At 69.8% G+C, this 25491-nt stretch carries 24 protein-coding genes; 17 read left to right on the forward strand and 7 right to left on the reverse strand.

Annotation, left to right across the window (positions count from 1 at the left end):
- Positions 1–88: 88 nt before the first annotated feature.
- Genes RPX00_RS34725 through RPX00_RS34745 form a run of 5 tightly spaced genes read left to right on the forward strand, consistent with a single transcriptional unit; the run spans position 89 to position 4003 of the window.
- Positions 89–472: a cytochrome c maturation protein CcmE gene (locus tag RPX00_RS34725; RefSeq protein ID WP_406631751.1), complete on the forward strand. Its 384-nt coding sequence runs from the start codon at positions 89–91 to the stop codon at positions 470–472.
- 3 nt (positions 473–475) lie between these two features.
- Entirely contained in the window at positions 476–2461 is a 1986-nt protein-coding gene (locus tag RPX00_RS34730; RefSeq protein WP_406631752.1) for a heme lyase CcmF/NrfE family subunit, read from the forward strand.
- Positions 2458–2985, forward strand: a complete 528-nt coding sequence (locus RPX00_RS34735) for a TlpA family protein disulfide reductase (RefSeq protein WP_406631753.1) — start codon at positions 2458–2460, stop codon at positions 2983–2985. The genes RPX00_RS34730 and RPX00_RS34735 overlap by 4 nt, the downstream gene beginning before the upstream one ends.
- Complete coding sequence (locus RPX00_RS34740; protein WP_406631754.1) at positions 2982–3398, forward strand: cytochrome c-type biogenesis protein CcmH; 417 nt, start codon at positions 2982–2984, stop codon at positions 3396–3398. Before RPX00_RS34735 ends, RPX00_RS34740 begins: the two co-directional genes overlap by 4 nt.
- On the forward strand, positions 3395–4003 hold the full coding sequence (locus tag RPX00_RS34745) for a hypothetical protein (protein WP_406631755.1): 609 nt from the start codon (positions 3395–3397) through the stop codon (positions 4001–4003). The genes RPX00_RS34740 and RPX00_RS34745 overlap by 4 nt, the downstream gene beginning before the upstream one ends.
- An 8-nt stretch (positions 4004–4011) precedes the next feature.
- On the opposite strand, the gene RPX00_RS34750 is transcribed toward RPX00_RS34745, so the two are convergent.
- Together RPX00_RS34750 and RPX00_RS34755 are read right to left on the reverse strand one after the other, a co-directional pair.
- Positions 4012–4803 (reverse strand): helix-turn-helix domain-containing protein, encoded by a 792-nt coding sequence (locus RPX00_RS34750; RefSeq protein WP_406631756.1) that lies wholly within the window; start codon positions 4801–4803, stop codon positions 4012–4014.
- Between the two features lie 1881 nt (positions 4804–6684).
- Positions 6685–7839 (reverse strand): DUF4157 domain-containing protein, encoded by a 1155-nt coding sequence (locus tag RPX00_RS34755; RefSeq protein WP_406631757.1) that lies wholly within the window; start codon positions 7837–7839, stop codon positions 6685–6687.
- Between RPX00_RS34755 and RPX00_RS34760 the strand changes: the two genes are divergently transcribed.
- Positions 7838–8614 carry a GAF and ANTAR domain-containing protein gene (locus RPX00_RS34760; protein ID WP_406631758.1) on the forward strand — a complete coding sequence of 259 codons (777 nt, stop codon included), beginning with the start codon at positions 7838–7840 and terminating at the stop codon, positions 8612–8614. The genes RPX00_RS34755 and RPX00_RS34760 overlap by 2 nt on opposite strands.
- 304 nt (positions 8615–8918) lie before the next feature.
- On the opposite strand, the gene RPX00_RS34765 is transcribed toward RPX00_RS34760, so the two are convergent.
- Together RPX00_RS34765 and RPX00_RS34770 are read right to left on the reverse strand one after the other, a co-directional pair.
- The gene (locus RPX00_RS34765) at positions 8919–9518 is read right to left on the reverse strand and encodes a DUF1707 domain-containing protein (RefSeq protein WP_406631759.1); all 600 of its coding nucleotides are present in this window, start codon (positions 9516–9518) and stop codon (positions 8919–8921) included.
- Between the two features lie 198 nt (positions 9519–9716).
- Positions 9717–9944: a hypothetical protein gene (locus RPX00_RS34770; protein ID WP_406631760.1), complete on the reverse strand. Its 228-nt coding sequence runs from the start codon at positions 9942–9944 to the stop codon at positions 9717–9719.
- Positions 9945–10142: 198 nt separating this feature from the next.
- On the opposite strand from RPX00_RS34770, the gene RPX00_RS34775 reads away from it, so the two are divergent.
- Complete coding sequence (locus RPX00_RS34775) at positions 10143–10547, forward strand: hypothetical protein (protein ID WP_406631761.1); 405 nt, start codon at positions 10143–10145, stop codon at positions 10545–10547.
- A gap of 67 nt (positions 10548–10614) precedes the next feature.
- On the opposite strand, the gene RPX00_RS34780 is transcribed toward RPX00_RS34775, so the two are convergent.
- The gene (locus RPX00_RS34780; protein WP_406631762.1) at positions 10615–11073 is read right to left on the reverse strand and encodes a MarR family winged helix-turn-helix transcriptional regulator; all 459 of its coding nucleotides are present in this window, start codon (positions 11071–11073) and stop codon (positions 10615–10617) included.
- A 95-nt stretch (positions 11074–11168) separates the two neighbouring features.
- Here RPX00_RS34780 and RPX00_RS34785 point away from each other — a divergent pair, with 95 nt between their 5' ends.
- A complete protein-coding gene (locus RPX00_RS34785) occupies positions 11169–12236 on the forward strand; it encodes an SDR family oxidoreductase (protein WP_406631763.1) in 1068 nt (355 codons plus the stop codon).
- Between the two features lie 618 nt (positions 12237–12854).
- Here RPX00_RS34785 and RPX00_RS34790 read toward each other — a convergent pair.
- Positions 12855–13871, reverse strand: coding sequence for a LacI family DNA-binding transcriptional regulator (locus RPX00_RS34790; RefSeq protein WP_406631764.1), 1017 nt, complete (start codon positions 13869–13871; stop codon positions 12855–12857).
- 108 nt (positions 13872–13979) lie between these two features.
- Between RPX00_RS34790 and RPX00_RS34795 the strand changes: the two genes are divergently transcribed.
- The 6 genes from RPX00_RS34795 to RPX00_RS34820 are packed head-to-tail and all read left to right on the forward strand — an operon-like array spanning position 13980 to position 19138.
- The gene (locus RPX00_RS34795) at positions 13980–14975 is read left to right on the forward strand and encodes an asparaginase (protein WP_406631765.1); all 996 of its coding nucleotides are present in this window, start codon (positions 13980–13982) and stop codon (positions 14973–14975) included.
- 2 nt (positions 14976–14977) lie between these two features.
- On the forward strand, positions 14978–15859 hold the full coding sequence (locus RPX00_RS34800) for a polysaccharide deacetylase family protein (RefSeq protein WP_406631766.1): 882 nt from the start codon (positions 14978–14980) through the stop codon (positions 15857–15859).
- Between the two features lie 25 nt (positions 15860–15884).
- A complete protein-coding gene (locus tag RPX00_RS34805) occupies positions 15885–17246 on the forward strand; it encodes an MFS transporter (protein WP_406631768.1) in 1362 nt (453 codons plus the stop codon).
- Positions 17243–18001 (forward strand): SDR family NAD(P)-dependent oxidoreductase, encoded by a 759-nt coding sequence (locus RPX00_RS34810; protein ID WP_406631770.1) that lies wholly within the window; start codon positions 17243–17245, stop codon positions 17999–18001. Before RPX00_RS34805 ends, RPX00_RS34810 begins: the two co-directional genes overlap by 4 nt.
- Before the next feature lie 40 nt (positions 18002–18041).
- On the forward strand, positions 18042–18785 hold the full coding sequence (locus tag RPX00_RS34815; RefSeq protein ID WP_406631772.1) for an SDR family NAD(P)-dependent oxidoreductase: 744 nt from the start codon (positions 18042–18044) through the stop codon (positions 18783–18785).
- Positions 18785–19138 (forward strand): hypothetical protein, encoded by a 354-nt coding sequence (locus RPX00_RS34820; protein ID WP_406631773.1) that lies wholly within the window; start codon positions 18785–18787, stop codon positions 19136–19138. The genes RPX00_RS34815 and RPX00_RS34820 overlap by 1 nt, the downstream gene beginning before the upstream one ends.
- A gap of 494 nt (positions 19139–19632) precedes the next feature.
- Here RPX00_RS34820 and RPX00_RS34825 read toward each other — a convergent pair whose 3' ends face one another.
- Positions 19633–21288 carry an alpha/beta hydrolase fold domain-containing protein gene (locus RPX00_RS34825; protein WP_406631775.1) on the reverse strand — a complete coding sequence of 552 codons (1656 nt, stop codon included), beginning with the start codon at positions 21286–21288 and terminating at the stop codon, positions 19633–19635.
- A 636-nt stretch (positions 21289–21924) separates the two neighbouring features.
- On the opposite strand from RPX00_RS34825, the gene RPX00_RS34830 reads away from it, so the two are divergent.
- From RPX00_RS34830 to RPX00_RS34840, 3 genes are all read left to right on the forward strand, one after another.
- On the forward strand, positions 21925–22557 hold the full coding sequence (locus tag RPX00_RS34830; protein ID WP_406631777.1) for a TetR/AcrR family transcriptional regulator: 633 nt from the start codon (positions 21925–21927) through the stop codon (positions 22555–22557).
- 202 nt (positions 22558–22759) lie between these two features.
- Complete coding sequence (locus RPX00_RS34835; RefSeq protein ID WP_406631779.1) at positions 22760–24097, forward strand: MFS transporter; 1338 nt, start codon at positions 22760–22762, stop codon at positions 24095–24097.
- Positions 24098–24100: 3 nt separating this feature from the next.
- A complete protein-coding gene (locus RPX00_RS34840; RefSeq protein ID WP_406631781.1) occupies positions 24101–25417 on the forward strand; it encodes an MmgE/PrpD family protein in 1317 nt (438 codons plus the stop codon).
- Positions 25418–25491: the final 74 nt, after the last annotated feature.

A 25491-nucleotide genomic window follows, 5' to 3' on the forward strand; every position in this document is an offset into this window, starting at 1 on the left:
GGTATCTCCTCACCTTCGTCGTCGTAGCCGGCTACGCGACGGCGTTGCGGCACCGGCTGCGCCGGGCTTCACGGCTGGGGCCGAGGAAATGAGAAAGGCCGTCGCTTTGGTGCCGGCGGGGTTGATCGTCGGCGCGCTTGCCTGGGTGGTGACGGCGGGAGCCGGCGACAACCTCGTGTACTACCAGACACCGGGCGAGTTGCACGCCGGCCCGAGCACGGCGCGAGTCCGCGTCGGCGGACAGGTGATCCCGCGTTCGATCGTGCAGGACGGCCGGGCGATCCGGTTCCTGCTGCGCGACTCCGGGGCACAGGTCGCGGTCGTGTACACGGGCACGACGCCGGCGACGTTCAAAGACGGGCAAGGCGCGATCGTCGAGGGCAGCTACGGCCCCGACGGAGTGGTCCGAGCGGACACTCTCCTGGTCAAGCACGGCAACCGGTACACCCCGCCACCGGACACGCGGGGGTAGCCGATGGATGTCTTCGGCCGGACCTCGCTGCTGCTCGCTTTCGCCGCCGCGGCCTGGGGATTGTTCGCCGCGCTGTTCGGCCGCCAGCGTCCGGCCCTCGCCGAAAGCGCCCGCACCAGCTGCTTCGCCGTCGCTCTGGCGACCGCGGCGGCGAACGCGGCGATGCTGGCCGCCTTGCTGTCCGACGACTTCGCGGTCCGGTACGTCGCCGAGAGTTCCAGCCGCGCGGCTCCGGTGCTGTACAAGGTGCTGGCGTTGTGGGGCGGGGCCGGCGGTTCGCTCCTGCTGTGGAACCTCGTCCTCGCCGGGTACGGCGCGGCACTCGCCTGCTGGGCCCGCCGCCATCCGCATCCGGCGCTGCGGTGGGTGTTCGCGACGGTCGCCGGGGTGCAGGTTTTCTTCCTGTCGCTGGTCGTCGTCGCGACCGACCCGTTCGCTCGCTCCAATCCGGTCCCCGCTGACGGTGCCGGGTTGCAGCCGCTGCTGCGGAGCAACGTGCTCATGGCGGTGCACCCGCCGGTGCTCTATCTCGGGCTGATCGGGTTCGCGGTGCCGTTCGGGTTCGCCGTCGCCGCGCTGGCCGAACGCGACGCCGCCGACTGGTGGGTGCAGGCCGCGCGCCGCTGGGTGCTGGCCGCCTGGTGTTTCCTCGCCGCCGGCCTGTGCCTCGGTGCGTTGTGGGCTTACACCGTGCTCGGCTGGGGCGGGTTCTGGGGGTGGGATCCGGTGGAGAACGCCGCCCTGCTGCCGTGGCTCACCGCGACGGCATACCTGCATTCCGCGCGGCTTCAGCAACGGCGCGGGATCCTCAAGATCTGGAACATCGGACTGATCCTCGCCACCTTCGTGCTCACCGTTCTCGGCACCTTCCTGACCAGAGGCAGCCTCCTGGTGTCCGTGCACGCCTTCGCGGACTCCGCGATCGGGCCGTTCTTCCTGGTCTTCCTCGGGGCGGTGGCAGTCGCGGCTGTTGTTCTCGTGCTGCGTCGGGCGAGCCGGTTGCGTTCGCACGGAAAGCTGGACGCGGCGCTGTCCCGGGAGACGTTCTTTCTCGGCAACAATCTGGTGCTCTCCGCGCTGGCGGCAACCATCGGCGCCGGCATGCTGTACCCGCTGGCAGTGGAGGCCAGTTCGGGCACGGAAGTCACGGTCGGCAAGCCGTTCTACACGCAGACGACCACGCCGCTGTTGCTGCTCGTCCTTCTGTTGGCAGGGATCGCACCGCTGCTGCCGTGGCGGAAAGGACAGCCGGGCCAGCTTCTCCGCCGCCTTGCGCTGCCGGCCGCCGCGGCAGTCGTCGCGGCCGTCGGCATCCGGCTCGCCGGAGCGCCAGGCATCGCCGTGCCGCTCGGGTTCGGCCTCGCCGCGTTCGCCGCGGCGGGCGCGCTGAGCGAACTCGCCCGTTCAGCGCGCGCACGGTATCCCCGCGGGACCGCCGTTCTCCGGTCGCTGTGGACCGCGTTCGCCGGCCATGCGGTGCGGCGCTCGCACGGTGCGCTGCTCGCGCATCTCGGCCTGGCGCTCGCTGCCGCGGGCATCGCGGCGAGCGCGGGACTGTCCCGGGAGGCCGAAGCGACCTTGGTGCCCGGACAGTCCGCCGTGCTCGCTGGCTACGAACTCTCCTACGCGGGAGCGGAGCAGCACGCCGATCCCGAACGCACGACCTTGTCCGCCCGGTTCACGCTCAGCACCGGAGACGGCTCGGCAGCGGAGTTGTCACCGTCGATCGCTTCCTACCGGGGCACCACGGACCCGATCGGCGAACCGGCGCTGCGGCGCGGCGTCTGGACCGACCTTTACGCGACCCTCCTCGCGGTCCAGCAGCCCGGCAACCAGGCGACCGTCCGGCTGTACGTCAACCCGGGCGTGCCCTGGTTCTGGGCTGGGGGAGCGCTGGTCGTCGTCGGCGGGTTCCTCTGCGGCTGGCCGGTCCGGCGCCGCTCGCCGTCTCGCGCCAGGCGCGTCGCCACGGCCGGAGCGACGCCGTGAACGGCCGGTACTGGCGGATCGCGGCCCCTGTCTCCGCTCTGCTCGCCGCGGTGCTGACGGTGCTGGTGGTGGCGGCGCTGCGGCCGTCCGGGGACGCGGAGCCGGCGAAGCGCCCCGCTCCGGACTTCGTCCTGCCGAAGCTCGACGGAAGCGGGCCTCTCCGGCTGGCCGACCTCCGCGGCCATCCGGCGGTACTCAACTTCTGGGCGTCCTGGTGCGCTCCGTGCAAGGACGAGTTCGCGGTGCTGCGCGACGCGTGGCCGCGCTACCGGCAGCGGGGCTTCGTGTTCGTCGCGGTCGTCTTCGACGACACGACGGCCGCGGCGGCGGAATTTCTGCGGACGGCGGGCGCGGACTGGCCCGTGGTGGTCGACGAGAAGTCCCGGGTCGCGCTGAGCTTCGGCGTGCGCGGCATTCCGCAGACTTATTTCCTCGACCGCGACGGCCGGATCGACCACGTCGAGCGCGGACCGCTCACCCGGTTGACCCTGTCCGCCCGGCTGTCCTCGCTGGAGCGCGGATGACGCGGCGCTGGCGCTTCCTGGTCGTGGCCGCGGCGGTCGTCGCACTGGGCGCGATCGCGCTGCTGACCGAACGCTCCCCGTCGGTCGACGAGACCGCACGGCAACTCGGCTCGGCGTTGAGATGTCCTACCTGCCAGGGCGTTTCCGTCGCGGACTCGCCTTCTCCGGTGGCCAGGGACATGCGCGACCGGATCGTGTCGGAGCTGCGGGCGGGCCGCACGCCGGACGACATCCGGCGCGAGTTCGTCGCCGCGTACGGAGACTGGGTTCTCCTGGAGCCTCCTCCGCGCGGCCTTGGCTTGCTGCCGTGGGCGATCCCGGCCGCGGTGCTCGTCGCGGGAGGGATCCGGTGGGCGCTGGCGGCTCGCCGGTGGATCGGGCGCGACGACGGCGCGAGAGGACGGCTGGAGTGAACTGGTGGATCGCGGCCGGCGTGTCGGTACTGGCCTTCGGAGTGCTGTTCGGTGTCGTCCGTCCGCTGCTCGCCGCGAAACCGGCCGGACGGCGGTCGGGTTTCTGGGCGGCCCGCCGCCGTCGCCTCGTCCTCGCGGCTGGTGCCGTGCTCTGCACGGTTCCCTTGTTCGTCACTGCGATGAACCCGCCGGACGCTGCCGAGCCTGCGGCGGTGCAGTCGCCCGCCGCCCCACACGCTGACGTGGGCGCGAGCTTGGACCGTGCCCGCCGCTATGCCCAGGAAGGCCTGGCGGACAAGGCGATCGACGAATACGTGACGGTGTTGCGGGTCGACAGCGGCAATGCCGAAGCGCTGTCGTCGATGGGGTATCTGCTGTACCTCGCCGGGCGGCCGGAGGACGGGCTGTGGGCGGTGGACGAGGCATTGCGGTCGGCACCCGGGTACGCCGAGGCGAAGTACTTCCGCGGTGCCATCCTGATCACCGCGCTCCGGCGAGGTCCGGAGGGGGCGGCCAGCCTGCGCGAGTACCTGGCCGCCGAGCCGGACGGCAACCACCGGCAGGACGCGCTGTACCTGCTCGGCCTGGCCGGAGAGAAGCCCTGACCGCTCTGCTATTGCCGGGTCAGCAGCAGCGCGGGCAAAGGGCTCAGCACCGGCGGATCGCTCGGGCGGGCCCAGCGCAGCGTCAGGTCGACCGGTGCGGACATGCTTCCCGCGGCGCGGACTGGCGCGGCGCCGACGAGGAGAGTCTCGGGCACCGGCGTCAGGCAGCTCGAAACGTCGGCACCCGACGGCAGTCCGATCGCCATGAGCCAATACTGTCCGTCGGGAACCGGCTCGAGCCGGAACGGTCCGCTGCCGCGGCAAGCCGTACACATCAGCGGCAGCCCTGATGCGAGCCGTGCCGGAAAAAGGCCGATCACGACTATCCCGGAAAAACGCGCCGGCACCGTCACTGTGCCCGGTACCGTGCCGCAGTCCTCGCTCCTTCCGGTCGTCGCGCGCATCGCGACGGAAATCATTCCCCGCAACGCGTCTTGGCTGGCCGCGGAAGCGAGGCGGCGCAGGTCCCGCGGAGCAAAGCCGGTGTACCTGCGGTACTGGTTGGTGAATGTCGCCGCGCTGCTGTAACCGACAGCCGTGCCGACGTCCATGACTGCCATTTCGGAAAGCAGCAAGAGTCGGCTGGCCTCACGCAGCCGCAACGCGGTGACGAATCGCGCCGGGGTAAGACCGGTCACCTCGTGGAACACCCTGACGAAATGGTATTTGCTCAAGCAGGCGATCCGCGCCATCTCGTCGACCGACGGCGGGCAGCCGAGGTTCGCCGCGGCCGCCGTCACCACCGCGTCCACCGCCTCGGTCCAGTGCCGGTCCACCGTCGACCTGTGTGCGAACGGCATCGCGTTTCCCCCTCCGGACACGCACAGCGCATAATCAGGTTAGTCCGGTTGTCCTCTTTTACCTTGATCCGATCGTGTGATCTGCGTGCTGTATCCCACCGGGTCCCGTTGGTGCCTTCGCGCAACGCGGCCGGGCGGGGAACCGTGTTCGCATGGCGCGCGGTCCAGCTCCGAGACCGGTCAGCGGGGCTGCTTCTGCCCACTTTTCCGGGCGGAGCTTGGGCCGGTCGCCCGAATTCCGGCACCATGTGGTGGACCTCATCGCGTCCAGACTCAATGGTGGCCCCGGTGCGTGTTCAACCTGGTAGGCGCGTCGGTGGAGAGTATTGATTTCTCCGGAACCTGGATCGATGACCTCGTAGATTTTGCCCATTGCCAGTTCGGCGAGGGCAAGACGTCCTTCGCGAACGCGCGGTTCAGCGGGAAATCCGTGTTCAGTGACTCCCCATTCTCTGGTGCCTAGTGTGCGCTGCACATCGCGATCGGCGCGCCTGCGGGCGCTGCGGCTTGGTAAGTCGAAACCTGGTCGGCCGAGGAAGCCGTTCTTCTCGCTGGGTGCTTGTGCGGGGCACGACGACCCTGCGCCCCTGTACCGGGATTTGAGGTACGGGCCGGGTAGATCTGCCGATTATGGTTTGGGGAGCCATCCAGCGAGTTCGGCAAGGTCTCCGTTTCAGCGATGACGACCTTGGTGCCGTCGCGGTGAGATTGATAGTGGTGGCCGGTGAAGTGAATCCCGGCGAGGCCGAGGAGCGAGCTAGCGAGTGGAGTGATGTCGCCGCTGCCCTGAACCGCTTCGAGGTTTTCAGAAGGCGTCTGCGTCGGTGCGGTTCGCGAAACTGGTCCACGCCACGGAGATGACTGCGGAATTCCCTGCGGTGTCGCCGACGGCCAGACGCATCCGGTCGAAGTGACATGCATGGGGTGCAGAGGAAGAAGTCGCGTACCTGGTCGGTGGATGCTGCGATGCATTTCAGGTCTCGCTTCACGGTCTTCTTCAGTGCCCGCATGCCCATGCGATTCAACGCTTCGTCAGTTTTGCCGGATCGTGCGGGTTTCTTGCTCTCGTTCGTGCGTTTGTCGAGATCCTTTGCGTTCGCTGAACTGGTGGTGCCGTTTTTCATATCTGCGATTCGCTCGTTCTCGTACGTCAGCAGAACTGCATGCGGGTGCGTGAAAGGGCGTTGTTGGTCGCCAATGCCGCCGGTCTTCTGAGCTGGGAGAGAGACGAATTCTTGGATGCGGTCGAGCTGCGCGCCGCAGTGAGCGGCTCGTGCCGACCCCCGCGTGTGGTCGTGTGTATTCCGCCAGGGAAGCTGGATATCGGTGTGGAGACGGATCCGCTCGATGTGGATGTGGTGGCGCGACGGGCCCGGGCCGTCAGGCTGGCGAGACTTGTGTTGCGGGACGGGATGGTGCGGCGCAGTGCTTGAGCTACGCCGTGGGGCCGAGCAGGTCGTCTGCGTGACGGTCTGGTTGACCGGCTCCGTGCGCTTGCGTCGCTTCCGCGGGATGGCCGCCGTGCGGGCGGCAGGCGAGTCGCGAGGGGCGTTGCTGGTTTCCGGCTGATCGGAAATCAATGCGCGACAACGACACGGCGCTGTTCACCGGTGGCGCTCGGGGTTGCTGGCCGATATCGACACTGTCGATGTTGTTGCCGAGGGCCATTGGTTGCCGGTGCGGAATCAGGCCGTACTCGTCCGTCTTCGCCCCTCGCCGGCCGGGACGGCGAGCAGGTTGAGCCGACGTTTGTGCGTGACATCGTCCGCGAGCGCGGATCCTGGGCGACTCGCGTCGTCCAGGATCCGGGATATCGAGGATGTCGGGTACTTGTCGCGGGGAGTTGTCGGGCGCGCGCCGGGTTCGTGCGAGGCCGGTGTGCTAGCGGTGTTGTGCGCGGCGGGCTTGCTGTCGTTGCTGGTCGGCGTGGTCGGCGGCCTGCTGGGCGGCGTCTGGATAGTCGCGGATCAGTGCGGCCAGGCGGTTGGCCAGGGACGTGGTGCTGGGCAGGTCGGTCGGATAGCGGGGATCGGTCGCGTACGGCGGCCGGGCGGTCGCTACCAGCCGGGCGAACTCCGCTGGGTTGTCCACGTGTTGCCAGGCCGCCGCGAATCGAGGCTGGGTCAGCCGGGTGGAATGCTCGGCGATCGCGTCCGCTTCGGCCGGGTAGGTGCGGAAGTCCCGGCGCATGCGGTGCCGGAATCCGGATCCTGACTCGTTCGGCCAGATCCTCGGTTCCGGGCCGGTCAGGCGCGGATCGTTCTCGTGCCGGGTGGGGAACACTTCGGTGGTGACCACGGTGTGGCGCCGGTCCGGCGGGTCGTTCGGGCCCGCTTCCACGTTGAACAGGTTGTTGCCGGTCGCGCCGCGTGCTGTCCAGCCCAGTTCGAGGGCCATCTGGCCGAGGATGAACGCGGCCGGCACGCCGCTGCTGCGCTGCACTTCGATCGCTTGGTCGCGGAAGTGCAGCACGAACCCGATCTGCGTGCCGAAGCGGGCGCACAGGGCGGCACTGGTCGCCGCGTCGATGGTTACGCCCGCGCCCAGTTCCGGGGCGACCGGGCCGGTTGGTGCGGCCGCATCTTGCGTGGGCGGGCCCGCGTCCTGGACCGGTGCCGGGACGCCGGTGTTCGTTGCCGGTGCGCCCGCGTCCGCGGGCAGGGGAGCACCGCCGGGCAAGGACGCGTCCCTCGGTTCCTCGTCGGGGGAATCCCGGTGCACCATCGGGCCGGTTGCCTGGGCCGGGAGACCGCGGCTGCCGGCCGCGATAGTCCGAGCTTCCTGCTCCGCCGGGTCGCTGGGCCGGCTGATCGCCTCCGGCGCGCCGGAGAGTCCGTGTTGCTGCACGACGTGGGTCAGTTCGTGGGCGAGCAGTTGCTGCCCAGAGGCCGTCGCGGGTGCGTACTGGCCGGCACCGAACGCGATGTGCGAGCCGATCGTGTAAGCGCGCGCGCCCAGTGCCCGCGCCGATTCGGCGGCGCGCGAGTCAGCATGCACCCGGACGGTGCTGAAGTCCTGACCCAGGCGAGCGCTCATGACGGCGCTGGTCGGCTTGTCCAACGGCTCGCCGGGCGATCTCACCACCTCCGACACGACGGACGGCACCGGACCTTGCTCCTGCCGAGCGCTGCGCGGCGGCGGTTGGTGGGCGTGGGTCATCAGCCGAGTGTCCGGTCCCGCCGTCACCCTGCCGTCACCCCCACGGAACCAAACCTGTCTCCTGGACCAATGCGGCGGCCTGCAGGTCGTCGCTTCCTCCGACGAACGCACCCGGTTGCTGGAACTGTTCCAGCTCCAGTCCGACCAAGGACCGTGCCTGGAGGCATGCCGCACCGGCGACGTCGTGACCGTCCGCGATCTGAACACCGTGGCCGGTCGATGGCCAGCGTTCGCCGCCGAAGCGATCGCCGAGGGGTTCCGTTCGGTGCAGGCCGTGCCGCTGCGGCTGCGCCGCAAGGTCATCGGAGCGCTCACCCTCTTCGGAGACAACGCCACCCCGTTGCGACCGGAGAACCTGGACATCGCCCGCGCGCTCGCCGACACCGCCACCGTCGGCATCCTCCAGGAACGCGCCATCCGCCGCGGCGAAGTCGTCACCGAGCAACTCCAGCACGCTCTCGACAGCCGCGTCACCATCGAACAAGCCAAAGACGTGCTCGCACAAGCCGGAGCCATCCCCATGGACGAAGCATTCGACCGCATGCGCCGCTACGTTCGCTCCCACGGCCAGCGACTCAGCACCACCGCCGACCGCATCGCCCGCAAAGCCCTCCTCCCCGCCACTGTTCTGGCCAGCCCGTATCCCCGCTGACCTTCGCAGGCCGACCGGTGCGCGGCCCACGACCGTCGTCAGCGTCCCGCTCGGCGATAACGGACGTTCCGGCTGCAGCCGAGCGCGGCCCGGTCCGATGACACGGCCGGTGCGGCTGGCGTTAAAGCGGCATCGGCCGATGCGCATGCCCGGATTCGCGCAGCTGGCGCACTCGAGGACGGCAGCGGGATCAGCGACCGGACGAAGAGACGACGCGGCCCAGGCACCGCGACAACCGCGCCAGCGCGTGCCCGGCGACGAGCCGGACATCGACCGAGCGGACCGCTCTCGTCGCGTCTACCGTTCAGGCGTCGCGCGGGTGCTTCACCTTGAGCCGTCCGCTGGCCAGCTCGCCGGACACCCGGATGAACGGGGAACCCGGCACATACGGGTCCGCCGCCTTGTCGATGACCCTGCCGCTGGTCGTGCTCAGCTCCTCGATGCGGATCGACCATCCGCGCGGCACGGTCAGATGCACCTGCCCCGAGCCGGTGCAGACCACTTTCAGCTGGATTTCCGTGTGCCGGCACACGGCGCGGGTGAAGTCGATCCGGACGCGGCCAGAGCCGCATTGCGTCAGTATCCGCCGCGGAACGACCCACTTGCCCTCCTGCTTGACCGAACCGTTGGCGGTGCGGAGCGCGAGCGCGGGCGGTTCGGAGAACGGCGGTTCGGGCGGAAACAGCGGCATCCCGGGGAAATCGGCCAGCACCGATTCCACCTCGCCCCGGGTCACCGCCGCGAGCACGACGTCGACCCGGTCGCTGAACTCGTCGAGACCGAGCAGGCCGTCACCGACGGCCTGCCTGAGCAGTTCCACCGCACGGTCGCGGTCGGCGTCGGACGCACGCTGATTCCCGCGTGCTGCTGCGCCACGGCGCGGTTCGAGTTCGCCGTCTGACACGTCGTCGCTTTATCGGGTCGGCCGCCGAACAGCGCCCGGGCGAGCGGCAGCTCGTGCGCGCAGTGCGCCGTGGGCGAGGTCGCGCCCTAACCGGACAGTCCGGCGACCGGCACGGTGATCCGGCTGCCGGGGTACGGCGGAAGATCGCACCGGGCGCGACGTTCATTTCGCACCCCGCTGCCCCGCTTGAGCTGCGACTCAGCGGCGAATGTTGAAGACTAGTGCCGCGATCGCCACGAGAAGGCTGAACCGGTGCCGGAAATCTCTCGCGACATCCCACCGGCTCCGGTTTCGCATCGCGCTGAGATAAGTGGCGTCTCGTTTGCCGAAGCCGTCGGCGTGGTCCGTGGCGGTGCAGGTCTTCCGGTTGTCAATGGCTAACAGCTGATCGGAGTCGATCCATTCCGAAAGCGTCGCGACCGACAACCACCACGTCTACACCGCCAGCATCGGCGACGGTACGGTCTGCTGCGGGCCGCCCCGAGCGAAGAAGCTGGAGTCCTTCCTGCCGGGCGGCCGAGATGGCCGCACCCAGGTCACCGGCATCAAGATCATCGGAAACTGCCTGCTCGTCGCCGGCGCCTTCACCGGACGCTTCTTCGTCTACACCGACACCGGCACCTCGTGTCCAGCTACACCGTCCCCGGCACCGGCGAGCCGATCCTCCTCAACGACGCCGCCGTCACCCGCGACGGGGACGTCGACATTGACCGGCTCCTTGCGCGCGGTGGTCTACCGGATCGCGGCCGCGGAGGTCAACGCCCCACCATCGGCGAGGTCCGCAAGATCGACGCACCGCCGCTGCCCAGCGCCGACGGCATCGCGTTGCGAGGAAACACCCTCTGTGTCGCTCGTTCCGTGAACAACAAGATCACCATGGTCCGGCTCTCCTGCGACGACGTCCGGGCCGCTGTCGTCTCCGAACGCACCTGCAGGGGCGCCGATACGACCACCGGCGTCGCCGTTGGCGGAGATCGGCTGCTGGTGACGACCTCCCGATGGACACCTACCTTTACGGCAATCCGTTGAATGGCCGGGTATTCGCCGTCCGGAGTCTGCCGCTGCACTGACACCTCGGGGGTGACGGCCGGTCAGGTCACGCTGGTTGCTGTGCGTGACCGTCCAGGAGCTTGGCGAGCAACGCCTGCAGCTGCCGGCGTTCGGATGCGGTCAAGGCGCTCAGCAGCTCGTCCTGAACGGCGTCTGTGTGCTGCTGGATCTCGGCCAGGTACGCCAGACCGGCGTCGGTGAGGACCACGATGTTCCGGCGCCGGTCGGCGGGGTCGGCCTCCCGCCGGATCCGGCCGGTCCTGTCGAGACGGTTGACGATGCCGTTGACGTCGTTGCGGTCCATGCTCAGCTGGCGGCCGATGTCGGCCTGGCTCAGCGGCCCGCGGTCGTCGAGGGCGGCCAGGACGGAGTAGTCGGCTCGTGCGGTCAGTGGCAGCCCTCGGGCGAACAGCCGCGCACCCAGTGTCGACACCTTGCTCACCTGCCAGCTGACCAGCGCTTGCAGCCTCGCCGGAACTCGCGTGCCGTCGTTCGTCTCATCCACCCCGCCAGCATATCCGTTGGGCTCCCCAACGGTTCGTGTATGGTCGGCTCATACTCGTTGGGAAGCCCAACGAATTAACGCGAGGAGGACGCGTGGTGTCCACGAATCACAGCCGGCTCGGCGGTCTCGACCTGTCCGGCCGGCGGGTGCTGGTCCCGGGCGGAACCGGCGGAGTGGGAGAAGGCGTGGTCCGCAGTTACCTGGCCGCAGGCGCCGACGTGGTCGTGCCGACCCGGACCGAACAGCGAGCCGAAGAGTTCCGCACGGTGCTCGGCGACGCGGCGACGGCCCGCCTGCACCTGGTCGTGCACGACTACTCGACCTTCACCGGCGCCGAGAGGCTGGCCGCGGAGATGAAGCGCAACCTCGGCGGCATCGACGACGTCGTCGCCCCGATCGGCGGCTTCTGGTCGGGTCGCCGCCTGTGGGAGATCGGCGAGTCCGATTGGCAAGCGGCGTTCGTCGAGCTGGCGACCGCGCACGCGGCAGTCATGCGGGCATGCCTGCCGCACTTGAGTTCCTCGGGCGCCTACTGCCTGATCGTCGGGGAGTCCGCGGTGACACCGGTGCCGACGGCCGGCTTGGTCGGCATGGAACAGTCGGCGCTGCTGATGATGCAGCGAGTGCTGACGGCCGAGCGCGGCGGTCAAAGCCGCGTGTTCGCCTTGGTGCTCGGTCCGGTCCGCACCCGTTTCGCGACCGACACCGGCTCGGGCTCCGTCAGCGCCGACGAGGTTGGCGACGTCGCTGTCGCAGCGTCGGCGGGAAGCCTGCCGGGGCGAGAGATTCAGCTGCGTGACCAAGGGGACGTCCGCCGGGCGATCGCCCTGCTCCGGGACGGTACATCGCGCGCCGAGGCCGTGGTCACGATGTCCACCATGCGCCCGAAACGGGGCCGGGAAAGCGAGCTGTTGGACCTGCTGCGCGAACTGGCCGCGCAGATCCGCGCCGAGCCGGGTTGCCTGCGCTACTCGGCGCACCTGACGCATGATGCCGATCACCCGACGGTGCTGATCTTGATGGAATTCGAGTCGAGGGCGGCGTTCGAGGCGCACAGTGCCCGCATCGCCGATCAGGTCCCGAGAATCGGCGCGCTTCTTGAGACTCCGGCCGCGCCGCCCGCATTGTTCGGATCGGACGTGGCCACCGTTTCAGGCGCGTGATCGACTTCTCTCCAGGAAGACCGGACCAGCGCGACGTCGGTCAGCTGCGTCCGCTTGTCGCGGCGGAACTTCGGCCCGGCCCATCGACCCGAGGTGACCCGAAACCGGGATGAGGCAAGGCAATTCCGCCTCGTCGACTGCCGCGGCGCCCCGCGCCGGATCGGCGCGCTCGTCCCGCTCGACCACGAACCCGCCGAGCTTCGCCGAGAGGAACTGCTGGGCGGTCCCGAACCGCCGTGCCTGCGGGCGCGACCGTCGAAGAACTTCTCGGCCCAGACGTGCTCCTGCGAGACGGCGCGCTGTGCGACGAACCGGAAACGGCCGTGCGCCGCCAAGCGGTGCACGGCCTCCATCGCGCCGGCCTGCCCGCTTCGGTCCACTTCGTACACTCGCTGCCGCCGCGTGCGCACTCGCTGAACTCCCCGCCTCGATCCGCCCCCTGGGTGACCACAACCGTGTCTGCTGCCCTGCACATTTCGTGCGCGACCTCGACGAGCTGGTCACGGCGTTCCGCCGGGCCGGGGAGGACGACCTGTACGTGCGGTGGTCGCGCGGCCCGGACGCGGACCTGTGCTCCGGCGAGGAATTCCGCGGCGGCCCCGGCGTCAGACCTCTGTGTCAGCCGGCCGTCGAGGCCCGCACGATCAGTTCCGGCTGGAGCCGCTGCGATTCCACGTCCTGCCCGGCGAGCTTGCGCAGCAGCGTCTCCAGCGCCCGGCGGCCCATCTCGTGCATCGGCGACCGGATCGTGGTCAGCGGGATGGAGATCGACGCGGCCAGGGGAGTGTCGTTGTAGCCGACCAGTGCCACGTCGTCGGGGATCTGCAGTCCCTTGTCCCGCAAGGAACCCATCGCGCCGATCGCGGCGAAGTCGTTGGTCGCGAAGATCGCGTCCGGATAGGGCTTGCGCGCCAGCAGCTGATCGGCGGCCTCCCGCCCGGCCGCCGCGTCGAATCCGTTGTAGACGATGCGGTGCGCGGGGATGTCGATCCCGGCTTCGACGAACCGGTCGACCAGGCCCTGGGTCCGTTCCTGCGCGGTGGAGGCGAAGGGGAGCCCGGCGACGATCGCGACGTCGCGGCGGCCGGTCTCCAGCAGGTGGTCGGCGATCAGCCGTCCGCCCGCCGGGTCGTCGCAGGTGATCGAGACGTGCTCGCCGAGCCGGCGCGAGGTCAGCACGAACGGGACGCCGGTTTCGGCGAGGCTGTCGAGGAACGGGTCGTCGGAGTGGGCGTCGCCGAAGATCAGCCCGTCCACCCGGCGGTCCAGCATCTGCTGGGTGCGCTGGCGCTGCAGTTCCGGGTTGTCGAGCGAGTTGGTGACGTAGGTGGAGATCCCGGCCTCGGTCGCCGCCTCGTCGATGCCCTCGTAGATCGTCGCCAGCACGAAGTCCTGCAGCCGGGGGACCAGCACGCCGATCACGTTCGACCGCGCGGTGCGCAGGCTCGCCGCGTGCGGATTGCGGCGGTAGCCGTTGCGCTCGGCCGAGTCGAGGATCGCCGCGACCTTCTCCGGCGACGCCCAGCGCTCCGGATGCTCCTCGGCCGGATTGAGCACCCGGGACACCGTCGTCACGCTGACGCCCACGTCCTCGGCGATCATCCGCTGGGTGAAGGGCCGCACGGTCGCGGGCATCTGCCTCCTGTCGTCGGGCTTCAGTATGCCCGGCCCGCGCGCACCTCGCCACAATCGATTGACACAAACGATTGACTCAAACGTTTGTGTAGCTCAGACTCAACGCCCATGACGCACATCGTGGTCTTGGCCACCGGAGGCACGATCGCCTCCCGCACGGGCTCCGGCGGGGCCTCGGTCGCCGCCGACGGGGCCCGTGCGCTGCTCGAAGCGGCCGGCCCGGACGCCGCGGTCACCGTCGAGCCGGTCGACGTGCTGCGGGAGAACTCGTTCAACCTGACCCTGGGGAACCTGGCCTCGATCGCCGAAGCGGTGCACGCCCAGCTGGCCCGTCCCGAGGTGGACGGGATCGTCCTCACCCACGGCACCGACACGATCGAAGAGACGGCGTTCCTGCTCGACCTGGTCCACGCCGACGACCGGCCGGTCGTGCTCACCGGCGCGCAGATCCCGGCCGACCGGGACGGCGCCGACGGGCCGCGGAACCTGCGGCAGGCGATCGGCGTCGCAGCCGCCCCGGCGGCCCGCGGGCTCGGCGTGCTGGTCGCGTTCGCCGGCCAGCTCTTCGCCGCCCGCGGCCTGCGCAAGGCGCACACCCTGCTGCCGCAGCCGTTCGCCGCCCAGTCCGGCGGACCGATCGGGCAGGTGCTCGACGACGGCCCGCTGCTCACCGCCCGGCCGGTCCGTCCTGGACCGCTTCCGTTGCCCGGCCCCGGGTTCGGCGCGCTCCGCGTCGAAACGCTCACCCTGTCGCCCGGCGCGACGCCGGAGCTGCTCGACCACCTCGCCGAGCAGCGAGTGCCCGGGATCGTGCTGGCCGGAACCGGTTCCGGGAACCTCAATCGCGGCTACCTGCGGTCGCTGCGCGCGGCCGTCGACGCCGGAATCGTCGTGGCCCTCTCCAGCCGCGTCCCGTTCGGGCCGGGCGCGGCCATTTACGGCAGCGGCGGCGCGGTCGACGCGATCCGCGCCGGGGCCGTCCCGGCGACCGCGCTCCCGTTCCCGCAGACGCGGATCCTGCTCGCGCTGCTGCTGTCCCGTTTTCCCGCCGACGTCGCCGCCGACCGGCTGCGGCAGTGCGCAAACCGTGAGAAAGGAATCTGAGCATGGCCAAGGAAATTTTCGTCGCCTTCGGCATCGACGTGGACGCCGTCGGCGGCTGGCTCGGGTCGTACGGCGGCGAGGACTCGCCGGGCGACATCTCGCGCGGCATCTTCGCCGGCGAGGTCGGCGTGCCGCGGCTGAACCGGCTGCTGGACCGCTACGGCCTTCCCGCGACCTGGTTCTGGCCCGGCCACTCGATCGAAACCTTCCCCGAGCAGTTCGAGCAGGTGGTCGCCGCGGGCCACGAGATCGGCCTGCACGGCTACAGCCACGAGAACCCGATCGCGATGACCCGCGCGCAGGAGTCGGAGATCCTCGACTACTGCCTGGAGCTGATCCAGGGGCGCACCGGGACGCGGCCCACCGGGTACGTCGCGCCGTGGTGGGAGTTCTCGCCGGTCACCAACGAGCTGCTGGTCGAACGGAAGATCCGCTACGACCACTCGCTGATGCACCGCGACTTCACGCCGTACTACGTCCGGGTCGGCGATTCCTGGAGCAAGATCGACTACGACAAGCCCGCCTCGACCTGGATGAAGCCGCTCGTCCGCGGCGCCGAGACCGATCTGGTCGAGATCCCGGCCAGCTGGTACCTCGACGACCTGCCGCCGATGATGTTCGTCAAGTCCAGCCCGAACAGCCACGGCTTCGTCAACCCGCGCCACCTCGAGGAGATCTGGCGCGACCAGTTCGACTGGGTCTACCGCGAACTCGACTACGCGGTCTTCACCTTCACCGTGCACCCGGACGTGTCCGGCCGCCCGCAGGTGCTGCTGATGCTGGAGCGCCTGATCGAGCACATCAACGGGCACGAGGGCGTCCGCTGGGCGACCTTCGACCAGATCGCGCAGGACTTCCAGGCGCGCTTCCCGCGCACCGCCTGACCCGGCTCACGACAGGAGCACCCAGATGACCACCCCAGCACCCGGGAGCGGGCTGCCCGCCGTCTCGGTCAAGGAGACCAGACGGGCGACCAAGATCGCCTTTTTCGCCTGGGCCGTCGCGGTCTACGACTTCATCATGTTCGGCACGCTGCTGCCCCGGATCTCCGACAGCTTCCACTGGGACGCGAGTTTCGCGCTGCTGGTGTCCACTTTGGTCAGCGTCGGCACCTTCGTCGTGGTGCTGGCGGTCGGCCCGCTGGTCGACCGGCTCGGCCGGCGGAAGGGCATGATCATTTCGGTGGGCGGCACCGCGTTGTCCTCCGCCGCGACGGCCGCGACCGCGGGTGCCGCGAGCCTGGTCGGCGTCCGCGGGATCAGCGGTCTCGGGCTCGCCGAGCAGTCGGTGAACGCGACCTACCTCAACGAGCTGTACGCGCTGACCGAGGACCGCAAGATCAAGCGGCATCAGGGTTTCGTCTATTCGATCGTGCAGACCGGCTGGCCGCTGGGCGCGCTGCTGGCGGCCGCGTTCGTCGGCCTGATCACCGCGGTCTTCGGCCCCGGCAGTTGGCGGATCGCGTTCCTGCTGGCCACGATCCCGGCGTTCGTGGTGGCGCTGCTGTGCCTGCGGCTGAAGGAAAGCCCGCAGTTCGTGGCCCAGCAGACGCTGCGGCGGCTGCGCAAGGACGGCCGCGGCGACGAGGCGGCGGCGTTCGCGGCGCGGGTCGGGCTGGAGGAGCAGCACGCGGCGCCGTTCAAGCGGATCTTCACCGGCAAGCACCTGCGCAACACGATCATGCTGTCGCTGGCCTGGCTGGTGAACTGGTTCGGCATCCAGACCTTCTCGGTGCTCGGCACCACCGTGCTGGAGTCCGGCAAGCACATCTCGGCGGGCAACGCGCTGGTGCTGGTCGTGGTGTCGAATCTGGTCGGTGCCCTCGGATACCTGACGCACGGCTGGCTGGGCGACCGGTTCGGCCGCAAGAAGGTGATCGTGACCGGCTGGCTGCTGGCGGGTGTCTTCTTCGCCGCGATGCTGGTGGGCCCGGAGAACCCGGCCTACGTGCTGGTCACGTACATGCTGGGGCTGTTCTTCCTGCTCGGCCCGTACGCGGCGATCATGTTCTTCCAGGCCGAGTGCTACGACACCGATTGCCGCGCCACCGGCAGCACCTTCATCGGCGCGATGAGCCAGCCCGGCGCGATCGTCGGCGGCCTGATCCTGACCGGCCTGGTCGCGGACGCGATGTCGTTCTCCACGGCCGCCCTGCTGGTCGGCGCGCTCGGGACGTTCGCGTCCGGCCTGATCATGCTGGGCACCAAGACAGTGACCGCGGACGCCGGGGCCGCGGCGCGCCCGGCCGGAACGAAAGCGGAGGCGGCATGACAGCGGTTTCGGCGATCAGCGGCGCGGCGTCCGGCATCGGCCGGGCCGCCGCGATCCGGCTGGCGGCGCGGGGCGACCGGGTCGTGATCGGCAGTTTCCCCGGCGACCCGCACGATCCGGAGGAGACGCTCGCCGGGGTGAAGCAGGCGGGCGGCACCGGGCTGATCGTCGACTTGGACGTCAGCAAGACCGCGTCGGCGCAAGCCTTCGTCGCCGCGGCCCTGGAGGCGTTCGGACGGGTCGACCACGTGATCGCCAACGCCGGAATCCTTCGCCGCGCCGCCTTCGACGGGATGACGGACGACCAGTGGGACGAAGTCCTGCAAGTCGACCTCCACGGCGTGATGCGGCTGGCCCGGGCGGCGACCCCGCACCTGCCGACGGGCGGCTCGATCGTCGCCATTTCCTCCATCGCGGGCGGCGTGTACGGCTGGGCGGAGCACGCGCACTACGCCACCGCGAAGGCAGGCGTGCTGGGCTTGATCCGCAGCCTCGCGGTCGAACTCGGCCCGCGCGGCATCCGGGCGAACGCGATCGTCCCCGGCCTGATCGAGACGCCGCAGTCCTTGGACGCAGCCAACTCGCTCGGCCCCGAGGGACTCCGACGCGCCGGAGCCACGATCCCGTGGGGCCGGGTCGGCAAACCGGAGGAGATCGCCAGCGTGATCGACTTCCTCAGCTCCGAGGCGGCCTCCTACGTCAGCGGCCAGGCGATCACCGTGGACGGCGCGCTCACCGTCGCGATGCGGGATTGAGAATCGCTTGCACACCACCGAAACCGGAAGGAACCCGCCCATGACCGACTCCCGTCCGCTCGCCGGCCGGACCGCCTTGGTCACCGGCGCGGCGAGCGGCATCGGCCGCGCGATCGCCGAGCACTTCTTCGCCGCCGGCGCGGCCGTCGTGCTGGCCGACGTCCAGCCGCGGGTCACCGAACGAGCGGCAGAACTCGGCGCGACCGGCGCCGTGGTCATGGACGCGTCCGACGAACAAGCAGTCGCGGACGGCGTCGCCGAAGCGACCCGCCTGCTCGGCCGGATCGACGTCCTGGTCACCTCGCACGGACTGCTGACCGAAGCCCCTGCCGACACCATGCCGCTCGCGACCTGGCAACAGACCATCGACATCGACCTGACCAGCGTCTTCCTGCTCAACCGGGCAGTGCTGGGCCCGATGCTCGAACGCGGCGACGGCCGGATCGTCAACGTCGCCTCGCAACTGGGCATCAAGGGCGGCGTCGGTCTCGCGCACTACGCCGCCGCGAAAGCCGGGGTGATCGCGATGACCAAGTCGATCGCCCTGGAAGCAGCGAGCCGAGGCGTCCTGGTCAACGCCATCGCGCCCGGCCCGGTGGAAACGCCGCTGCTGGCCGGGATCAGCGACGACTGGCGGTCGGCGAAGGCGGCCGAACTGCCGCTGGGCCGCTTCGGCACCGTCGACGAAATCGCACCGACCGCCGTCCTGCTCGCCTCCGACCCCGGCGGCAATCTCTATGTCGGGCAGGTGCTGGGCCCGAACAGCGGCGACGTGATGCCCTGATGTGCGGCAGCTGCGGCGTCACCCGGACGGACTGGCTCACCGGCGTGCTGTCCGGAAGCTACGCCCGCACCGTCGTCGCGGCCCGGCTGTCGACGCTGCGGCCCGGCGTCCGCGTAACCGCCGGACCGGCTGGCTGGTCGCTGCGATCAGCCGGCCGGACGGACTTCTACCCGGCCCTGCCCGCCCTGCTGTCCGCCCTCGGCCCGGTACCCGGCCCGGCGACGCTGGCCGCCGAATGGCCGGACCACCGGCCGGTCCCGCTGCCCGACCTGCCCGGCCACCAGCCGACGCGGGTGCTCAACGAGCTGGTGGGACAGGCACTGGCCCGGTCGGCGGGGGAGGATGGATCCTGAGCGCAGTCCTTGACCCACAAGGGAAACCGGGTCTCGAAAGGAGCCGCCCCGCTGCCGAGGACAAACTCACCCAGCTCGACGAACGCTCCCAGCGCGCAGCAACGGTCGCCCTCGGCCCCCTGCCTTCGGCGACGTTGCGAGACGCACCACGACCGCCCCGCAACGGCCCGTCGGCCGAACGAACAGCTAGGCCGCGGCGTGCTGCGGGTTGATCCGGTACATCCGGGCACGGAGCCGCTCCTGCTCGACAGGATCGCGCTGCACCGGGACGCAGCAGCCGGTGGGCAGGTCCAGGTGACTTGTTGTCCTCGTCCTGAATCCAGCGTCCGCAGATCATCACCGACGCCGTCCTGCCGGGGTCCGCGATGCTGGTGACCTCGTGGTAGTCGCGGGCGAAGATCCGGTTCACCGAGCCGGGCTGGTTCAGCGCGCTGCCCTTGCAGGATCTCACGGCTGACTTCATTTTCTCACGGGCGGCTTCACTTCGGCTTCGTTCATGAAGCGCGCGTGAGACTAGCCGGCGCTGTCCAGGTTTCGCCGAATTCGAGCACGGCTACTCGCGCGGTATCGCCGAGTTCGGCGGCAAGTTGCGCCGGGGCCGGATCCCCTGGTGTGTAGTGCACGGGGATCACGGTGGACACGCCGAGCCAGCGGGCCGCGATCGCTGCCTCCGCGGGTGGAAGTTCGGTGACCCGCACCGCGCCGACCCGGATGCCGCCGATGCCGAGAACCGCGATCTCCGGCCGGTAGACGTCGCCCCAGGTGCGGACCTGCTCCGACAGTGAGAAGTCGCCTCCGCAGAGGATTTTGCTGCCGCCGTCCGTGGTGACCAGGAAGCTCTGGGGCTGGTCGGCCACGATCTGCCCGTCGATGCGCATGGTTGATTCATGCTGGGCGGGCAACGCCTTGATGGTGATGTCGCGGAAGCGAAATTCCACCCCGGAGACGGTGGGCGCGAGCCTTTCGGCCGGGATGCCCGCCTTCAGGGCGGCCTGATAGGTCGCCGTGCCGCTGACCAGGATCGCTTCTCCGGCGTGCGCGATCTCCAGTGCCTGGCCGCGATGGTCGTAGCCGGCGTGCGTGACCGCGACGATGTCCGCCCCGGCCAGCTCCGCGGGCCGTATCGGGCTTTCCGGGAGCCCGGTGTGGAACCCTTCGCTGCCGGCCAAGTACGGATCGATCACCAGCCGCGTGCCGCGTTCGGTGGTGATCTCATAAGACGCCCAGCCGAGCCGCCGGATGGTCAGCGGCTGTGCCACTGCGTCGGGCGTGCCGCCGCCCAGCCATTCCGTGACGAATCCACGCACACGCCGCAGCAGGTCGGCGCCGGAATCGGTGGGCAGCAGGGGGAATCCATGCGGCATCCCCTGGTAGATCTCGAGGGTGACATCGACTCCCGCCGCGTCGGCCTTCTCCGCGAAGCGGGTCGCGTCCTCGCGGAACACCTCCGCGTCGCCGCAGCCGATCAGGAGCGGCGGCAGCCCCTCGGCGGCGCCGTGCAGCGGTGACTGCGGAGCACCCGCCGGGTCGGCGTCGGCGAGATAGGTGCCGCGAACTTGGCGGGTCTCGTCCCTGGTGATGACGTCGGTGTCGGCGTTGCTGGTCAGTGTTGTGCTGGTGAGAGTGAAGTCGGTGATCGGGGACAACGCGACCGCGCACGCCGGCATGGGATCACCGGACTCGCGCAGGCGCAGCAAGGCGGACAACGCCAGGGTGGCGCCCGCCGAGTGACCGACGATCACGATCTCGTGCGGCGAAAAGCCCTGCGCAAGCAAGGCGCGGTAGGCGGCGACCACGTCATCCAGCGCCGCTGGGTACGGGTGTCGCGGGGCCAGCCGGTAGTGCGTCAGCAGCACCGGAAGGCCGGTCGCGGCGGACAGCGGCGCCGCGAACACCTCGGCGGGCTCGTCGTACTGGAACCGCCGGCCGTGCAGGTAAAGCACCACTCCGGCACTACCGGTGCCGGGGGCACACACCCAGTCGTTGGCCAGGTCTCCGATTCGCCATGGCTGGGTGGCGAAGTCAGCTGCGGGCGCGGCGACATGGCCGAGCAGCGCAGCGCCGGAATCGGCCGCGCCACGTACGGCGGTCAGCAGTCCGGCGACGGATCGCAGGTCCCGCTCGGTGGCCGGATGAACTGTGCTTCGCATACCTGATCTTCTATCACCGGAACGGCTTGGCCGACCAGGTGTGCTGTCCGATGAAGTCGGATATGCGGGCAATCCCCGATCGCGATGAGCCGGAGGCCAGGCCGTTCGGGTGGTATGGGCGACATGCCGTGCCAGGCCCGTGCCGGGGTACCTCGCCGGCCACACGAAGTGGTCGAGGAGGGCGTGCATGAGAGTGGGGGAGACGGGTTGCCAGCGGCTGGTGCCTCCTTTTTCGTGCAGAAGGATGAGGAGTTGGTCGGGGTCGAGTCCGGGTTCGGTGAGGGCGAGTGCTCCGCCGCGGCGGCAGGCGGTTTCGCGAACTTCCGTGCCGGGAGAGTGTCCGCCCGGCCGGAAAGTCGCCGACAGCGCGACCGGAACCGCGCAGTTCGCCGTGAAAATGGCTGGCTGACAAGGCATGTGGACGTGGCTGACGGAATTCCTGTTCGTTGAGACCCAATGTTCTCGTCGTCGGAGTACGCGCTCTAGAACAGGTGACAGCCGTCCCGCTGGATCGCGCCTTCTTGCTGCTGACCCGGCTGTGAGTCATCGTCGCCGCGAGTGCGGCGGTCCTGTGCGCCAGTCACGCATCTGAGACGGCGGACCTTCCCGGAAAGCTCCCGGCGTTACCATCTGCGCGTGGGCGACAACGTGTCGAATGAATCGACGGAGCTGCTTTCGGTACGCGAGGAGCAGCGGAGGATGACGCGGCAGCGGATCATCACCGCGGCGCGGCAGGTGTTCGAGGAGCGGGGGTACGGACAGGCGTCGATCGGCGACATCGCCAAGGCGGCGAAGGTCAACCGCGCCACGTTCTACCTGCATTTCACCAACAAGGCCGAGGTGTTCACCGAGGTCTACCGCGCGGTACGGGAGGACCAGAGCGCGCAGTACTGGTCGCTGCTCGGGCGGGCGCTCGCCGAGGGCCGGGCGGCGAGCGTGCGCGCCTGGCTCGACGGGGCGCTGTCCTGGTGGGAGAGCCAGGCGGCGCTGCTGCCCGCGATCCACGAGGCGATGGCCAGCGACCTGGAGGTCGCGGCCCGGTGGAAGGACCAGATCGACCAGCTGGCCGGCGGGCTCGAGGAGTATCTCGTGCAGTTCCCGCCGGCGCGGCGCGAGGAGCGGCGGCTGCGGGTCGAACTGCTGATGGTGCAGCTCGACCAGGTGTGTTTCCGCGCGATCGTGCAGAAGGTGTTCGTCATCGGACGGGACCAGCTGCTCGACGTGGTGACCGGGCTGTGGGTCGACGCGCTCGGGCTGGAGCGCGACTGAGCCGCATTTAGATCAACAACTTGATGCTTGACTCGACACAGTGTCGTCCTTATTCTTCGAGGACGCCTGCGCCGACGGTGAACGCGCAGGTCAGGCGAGTACGGCCGCAGCCCTGTGCGGCCGGCTCGCTCGGTGTCGAGGCGTCGCCAGGGAAGACGCCGGTCTTCGCCCACCTGTCAACGATGACTCGGGAGCGTCCCCTATGTCCTCCAGTCCTGGCGTCGCCGCTCCGTCTCCGGCGCTGATGCGCCGCGTGGTTTTCGCGTCCGCCATCGGGAACACCGTCGAGACCTACGATTACGCGGTCTACGGCTTCCTGACGGTCGTGCTTTCGAAGCTCTTCTTCCCCGCGCAACAGCCGGGGGTCGCTTTGCTGTCGGCGTTCGCGGTGTTCGGCGTCGCGTTCGTGGTGCGGCCGTTGGGGTCGCTGCTGTTCGGTTCGATCGCGGACCGGATCGGGCGCAAGCCCGCGCTGGTGGGGACGGTCGCTCTGATGGCGGGGAGCACGGCCGCGATCGGCGTGCTGCCGCCGGTGGCGTCGATCGGGGTGTGGGCGCCGATCCTGCTGGTGCTGTTCCGGTTGCTGCAGGGGCTCGCCGCGGGCGGCGAGTACGGCACGGCCATGACTTACGCCGCCGAGTTCACCCCGCGCGGCAAGCGCGGCGCGATGACCAGCCGCGTGCAGATCGGAAGCGTGGCGAGCCTGCTGCTGGCCGCGGGGACGGTGCTGCTGCTGAGCGCCCTCCTGCCGCCCGCGGCGATGGCGAGCTGGGGCTGGCGGATTCCGTTCCTGCTGGCCTTGCCGCTCGGGCTCGTCGGGCTCTACATCCGGTCCCGGCTCGACGAATCCCCGGAATTCCAGGCGCTGGAAAACCGCACGCAGGTGCCCGCCTCGCCGGTCAAGGAGTCGTTCACCGCGCACTGGCGGCTGATCGTGCTGATCTTCGGCATCGCCGCGTTCCAGCAGGTCGGCTACTATCTCGCTTTCACCTACGCGCAGACGTACTTGATCCGCCTGGGTTTCTCGCAGTCGCAAGCCACGTTGGCCACGGTCGTCAGCATCGCCGTGGCGGTGGTGCTGGTCGCGCTGGGCGGGCCGCTGTCGGATCGCTGGGGCCGATGGCCGATGCTGCTCGGGCTGTCCGCGGGCACCTTCGTGCTGGCCTACCCGTTGTTCATCGGGCTCTCCTCAGCGAAAAGCCTGGGCGCGGCCATCGGCATGACGGTGCTGCTCGGCGTGCTGCCCGCGCTGTACACGGCGGTGGCTCCGGCGTCCTATGTGGAGGTGCTTCCCGCTCGCGTCCGCGCCACGGTGTTCGCCGTCGGGTTCGCGCTGGCGGCGACCTTGCTGGGCGGTCCGGCGTTGTACGTCAGCCAAACTTTGGTGCAAGTCACCGGCGACAACCGTGCACCCGCGCTGTTTTTGATGTTCGGCGCACTGCTCAGCCTGATCGCCGCGTTGTTCGTCCGGCGTGCGACCGGGCGGGTGCGGGATTCGGAGCCGGCTCCGGCGGTCGAGCGGTCTCCCGAAGGGGTTTGAGCCGTGTTGCTCACCGATCTCGCTGAGCAACTCGACACGGCAGTCTCGCGGATCACCGGTGAGCTGATCGACCAAGCCGGTACTTGTCTCCTCGATGCGTTGGCCTGCGCTTACGGTGGACGCGAGCTGCCGTGGGCCAGGCAGGCCAGGGCGATCTCGGGCAGCGGGGACGACGCGACAGTCTGGGCGACCGGCGGACGGCGCACCGGGCTGACCGACGCGGTGTTCGCGAATTCCGTTGCCTGTCATGCCTTGTTGCACGAGGACACGCATGCGGAAAGCCGCGTGCATCCCGGGACGGTGGTGATTCCGGCGGCGCTGGCGATCGGGGAACGGCTGCGCTCGCCGTTGCCCGCGCTGCTGCGGGCGATCGTCCTCGGCTACGAGGCCATCGCGCAGGTTTCGGCCGCAGTGCTGACCGAGGAGTTCGGCGTACGCGGATGGCGGGCCAGCAGCGTCTTCGGTCCCTTTGGCGCCGCGGCTGCGGCTGCGCATTTGCTGGGGCTCAGTCCAGCGGTCGCCGCGCACGCGTTCGGGATTGCTGCCAGCTCCGCTGCGGGCCTGTGCCAGTGGGCGCACGACGGGACCACCGAGGTGTTCTTCCAGAATGCCGGAGCGTCGCGGGCAGGCGTCGTCGCCGCGCTGCTCGCCCAGGAAGGCGCGACCGGCGCGGCGTCGGCGGTGGACGGGATTTTCGGCCTGCGCCGGGCATTCGGCGGTGCACGGGACGAAGCCGGGCCGCCGGACGTCCGGCTGGACCGGATGGCGATCTCGCAGACGTTTTTCAAGGCGTACCCGTCGTGTGCGTTGACTCAGGAACCGATCGACGCGGCCATCGTCCTTTCCGGACAAGGAATCGACCCCGAGCAGGTCGTCGAAGCCACGGTGTACACGTCCGGCGTGGCGGCACGCTATCCGGGCTGTGACAATGCAACTGCCTTGGCGGCAACGATTTCCCGGCAGATGAGCCTGCAGTTCGCGGTGGCGGCCGCGTTGACCGACGGCGCGATCCGCCCGGACCGCTATGCCGGAGCGCTCGATCCGCGGCTGGCGAAGCTGGCGGCGCGGATCTCGGTTGCCGTGGATCCTGTTGCGGACGCGGCTTTTCCGGCGCGCCGGGACGCGCGAGTGGCAGTCCGGCTCGCCGACGGACGCGTCGTGTCCGCGGAAAGCCGGGCGCAGGTTCCGGTGTCCGTGCCCGGGAAGTTCCGCTTCTATGCGGAACCGGTGCTGGGCGCGGGGGTCGACACGGTCCTGCGAGCCGTGCGAGAACCCTTCTCCGGCACTGATTCCGCGGAGTTCGCCGCCCTCCTCGGCTGAATCGACAAGTTGTTGCTTGACTCGACACTATGTCGTGTCTAATCTGGCTCGCAGGCCGGGAGCCGTTCCACGGA

Source organism: Amycolatopsis sp. WGS_07, from assembly GCF_045278895.1.
GTDB lineage: Bacteria > Actinomycetota > Actinomycetes > Mycobacteriales > Pseudonocardiaceae > Amycolatopsis.

Coding starts and splice junctions, on each gene's coding strand:
- RPX00_RS34815 (WP_406631772.1), top strand. CDS start 18,042: ATGACCGACTCCCGTCCGCTCGCCGGCCGGACCGCCTTGGTCACCGGC.
- RPX00_RS34835 (WP_406631779.1), top strand. CDS start 22,760: ATGTCCTCCAGTCCTGGCGTCGCCGCTCCGTCTCCGGCGCTGATGCGC.
- RPX00_RS34820 (WP_406631773.1), top strand. CDS start 18,785: ATGTGCGGCAGCTGCGGCGTCACCCGGACGGACTGGCTCACCGGCGTG.
- RPX00_RS34825 (WP_406631775.1), bottom strand. CDS start 21,288: ATGCGAAGCACAGTTCATCCGGCCACCGAGCGGGACCTGCGATCCGTC.
- RPX00_RS34805 (WP_406631768.1), top strand. CDS start 15,885: ATGACCACCCCAGCACCCGGGAGCGGGCTGCCCGCCGTCTCGGTCAAG.
- RPX00_RS34740 (WP_406631754.1), top strand. CDS start 2,982: ATGACGCGGCGCTGGCGCTTCCTGGTCGTGGCCGCGGCGGTCGTCGCA.
- RPX00_RS34750 (WP_406631756.1), bottom strand. CDS start 4,803: ATGCCGTTCGCACACAGGTCGACGGTGGACCGGCACTGGACCGAGGCG.
- RPX00_RS34725 (WP_406631751.1), top strand. CDS start 89: ATGAGAAAGGCCGTCGCTTTGGTGCCGGCGGGGTTGATCGTCGGCGCG.
- RPX00_RS34730 (WP_406631752.1), top strand. CDS start 476: ATGGATGTCTTCGGCCGGACCTCGCTGCTGCTCGCTTTCGCCGCCGCG.
- RPX00_RS34800 (WP_406631766.1), top strand. CDS start 14,978: ATGGCCAAGGAAATTTTCGTCGCCTTCGGCATCGACGTGGACGCCGTC.
- RPX00_RS34760 (WP_406631758.1), top strand. CDS start 7,838: ATGACGGCGCTGGTCGGCTTGTCCAACGGCTCGCCGGGCGATCTCACC.
- RPX00_RS34795 (WP_406631765.1), top strand. CDS start 13,980: ATGACGCACATCGTGGTCTTGGCCACCGGAGGCACGATCGCCTCCCGC.
- RPX00_RS34755 (WP_406631757.1), bottom strand. CDS start 7,839: ATGAGCGCTCGCCTGGGTCAGGACTTCAGCACCGTCCGGGTGCATGCT.
- RPX00_RS34790 (WP_406631764.1), bottom strand. CDS start 13,871: ATGCCCGCGACCGTGCGGCCCTTCACCCAGCGGATGATCGCCGAGGAC.
- RPX00_RS34810 (WP_406631770.1), top strand. CDS start 17,243: ATGACAGCGGTTTCGGCGATCAGCGGCGCGGCGTCCGGCATCGGCCGG.